The organism is Blastomonas sp. (assembly GCF_041747255.1).
Lineage (GTDB): Bacteria > Pseudomonadota > Alphaproteobacteria > Sphingomonadales > Sphingomonadaceae > Blastomonas.
This window is the reverse complement of record NZ_JBGTFM010000020.1, coordinates 1-2,438: the sequence shown is the minus strand read 5'-3', so window position 1 is coordinate 2,438 and position 2,438 is coordinate 1. Positions and strand designations below refer to the sequence as shown.

General features: G+C 59.6%; 3 protein-coding genes. All 3 read left to right on the top strand.

Translation table 11 applies throughout. The features are described 5' to 3' along the window. Positions 1-91 precede the first annotated feature (91 nt). Complete coding sequence (locus ACEW8G_RS00820) at positions 92-640, top strand: transposase (protein ID WP_373486555.1); 549 nt, start codon at positions 92-94, stop codon at positions 638-640. A gap of 50 nt (positions 641-690) precedes the next feature. Beyond that, positions 691-1,815, top strand: coding sequence for an IS110 family transposase (locus ACEW8G_RS00815; protein WP_373486554.1), 1,125 nt, complete (start codon positions 691-693; stop codon positions 1,813-1,815). 218 nt (positions 1,816-2,033) lie between these two features. Then, positions 2,034-2,438: IS630 family transposase (locus tag ACEW8G_RS00810; protein WP_373486553.1), on the top strand; the 405-nt coding region annotated here is incomplete at its 3' end.

The window sequence follows — 2,438 nt, the reverse complement described above, 5'->3', positions numbered from 1 at the left end:
TAATACCAGATCCTGCTGGGTCTGACTCACGCAAGGGATTCCCATCGGGCTGATTTTCTGATTCGGTGTTTGCAAGCAGGAGAGGCTTGCGATGGCATTGGCGATCAAGGTTCGAGACGACTATTCATCGGAGGATTTGCGCAGGCTTGCGCGGGGTTGCCGGAATGCAGACCAGGTTCGGCGATTGTTGGCGCTGGCTGTTGTTCTTGATGGCGCAAGCCGCACCGAGGCAGCGAAGGTCGGCGGTGTGACGCTTCAAATTGTGCGCGACTGGGTGATCCGCTTCAATGCGGAAGGCCCTGAGGGTCTCAAGCCGCGCAAGGCCCCTGGGAAGCGCTCTATCCTGAATGATGCTCAGCGGCGGGCGCTGGCTGAACAGGTGGAGGCCGGTCCGATCCCGGCGGCGCACGGTGTGGTTCGCTGGCGACTGATCGACTTGGCGCAATGGGTCTGGGACGAGTTCGGCCTGTCGATTTCCAAACAGTCGCTGAGCCGCGAGCTTCGCGCTCTGGGCTACCGCAAGCTGTCGGCGCGCCCACGTCACCGTGGCCAAAAGCCTGAAGATATCGACATTTTTAAAAAAAGTTCGCTGCCCGTCTGGCGCAAATCAAACGCAGGCTCCCGAGCGGAACGCCGGTAGAGCTCTGGTGGCAGATGCTATGATGACGCATCAACTGAAGGAGCGAAATCATGTCATTCACCAGTGATACCATTCTCGTGGCTCTCGAACTCAGTAACTCCCTTTGGCTTGTCGGGACACGGATGCCGGGCGCTCAGAAGAGTCATATGCACCGCGTCACGGCTGGCGATACTGCCGCGCTGCTGGCCCTGGTCGAGGCACTTCGATCACGCCAGATGGCGATATCAGGAAATCCATCTCCAATGGCTTGTTGTTTTGAGGCAGGCCGAGATGGGTTCTGGCTTCATCGTTTTCTGACTGCAAAAAGCATTCCGACCTATGTCGTGGAACCGAGCAGCATTCTCGTAAACCGGAGGGCGAAGCGGGCAAAAACCGATCGCCTCGATGCCGAAGGGCTCTTGCGGGTGCTTGCTGCATATCTTGCTGGGGACAGCGAGGTTTGTAGCATGGTTCGGGTGCCTACGCCTGAAGAGGAGGACGGCAAACGTGCCCACCGTGAGCGGGAATGTCTCGTGCAGGACCGGACTCGGCTAGAGAACCGAATACTGGCGCTTCTTGCGACCCAAGGCATCCGCGCCCGGCCTTCGTTGCGCAACTGGGAGCGGGACCTTGCTGCGCTCAAGACTGGCGATGGGCGCCCGTTACCGCCTCGCCTCGCCGCAGAGATCAACCGGCTGCGGCGGCGGCTTGGCCTGATTCTCGATCTGATCCGAGAGGTTGACGCGGAACGAGCTGAGATCATTGCCACTTCTCCCGATGATGCGGTAACATCCAAGGTGACTGCTTTGCGGAGCATCTACGGAGTTGGGGACAATTTCGCTGCCGTTCTGGCGCGTGAAGTTTTCTACCGCCCGTTCAGTAATCGAAAGCAGCTTGCAAGCTATGTTGGTTTAGCCCCCATGCCCCATCAAAGTGGCGACATGGACCGAGATAGGCGTATCGGCCGCGCCGGAAATGCGCGAGCACGAAAGACGATGGTTCAGTTGGCATGGCTTTGGCTACGTTATCAGCCTGAAAGCGAGCTTTCCGCTTGGTTTCGTCAGCGCGTCGGTCAACTTCAGGGTCGAACACGCCGGATCGCGATTGTTGCAATGGCCCGAAAATTGTTGATCGCCCTCTGGCGCTTTACCGAGACGGGGGAAATCCCAGCGGGCAGTACGCTCAGAGCAGCATAAGAATCGTCGTCGGCAATCTGCAGCGACGTGAGGAGCACGACCGTCTTCGTCAATGGTCAAGCCAAACACTGCCGCGTGGCAGGTTGGTCGTGTTCGATCGGGGCCTTGCCTCGTGCATGAGGCATTATGGTTACGGGTTCCAAGCCGAACCCGACCGCATGTAAGGTTACGCAGCCACGGCTGCCGCCCAGTGCCGCCCCAAACTCGCTCAGAAGACGATGAAAATGTCCGATATTCAAAGGACCAGCAACCATGCCGCCCTAGCCTTGACATCCGAACCCTCATGTAAAGACGAAGCGCGCATTGGCCAGCAGACCAAACTCACCCGGCGCTGGGCGAAGCGCGGCACGCGCCCCTCGGCGCCAAAGGATCAGCGGCGGGCCTCGGCATGGATCTTCGGGGCGATCTGCCCCGCTGAAGGCAAGGCTGCCGGCATCGTCATGCCAAGGTGCAACAGCGAGGCGATGAGCATGCATCTCGACGAGATCGCCTTCCATGTTGCGCCTGGCGCGCACGCCGTGGTCATCCTCGATCAGGCGGCATGGCACGGCTCAGCCGAACTGGTCGTGCCACCAAACATCACGCTCATGCCGCTGCCTCCAAGGTGCCCCGAACTCAATCCG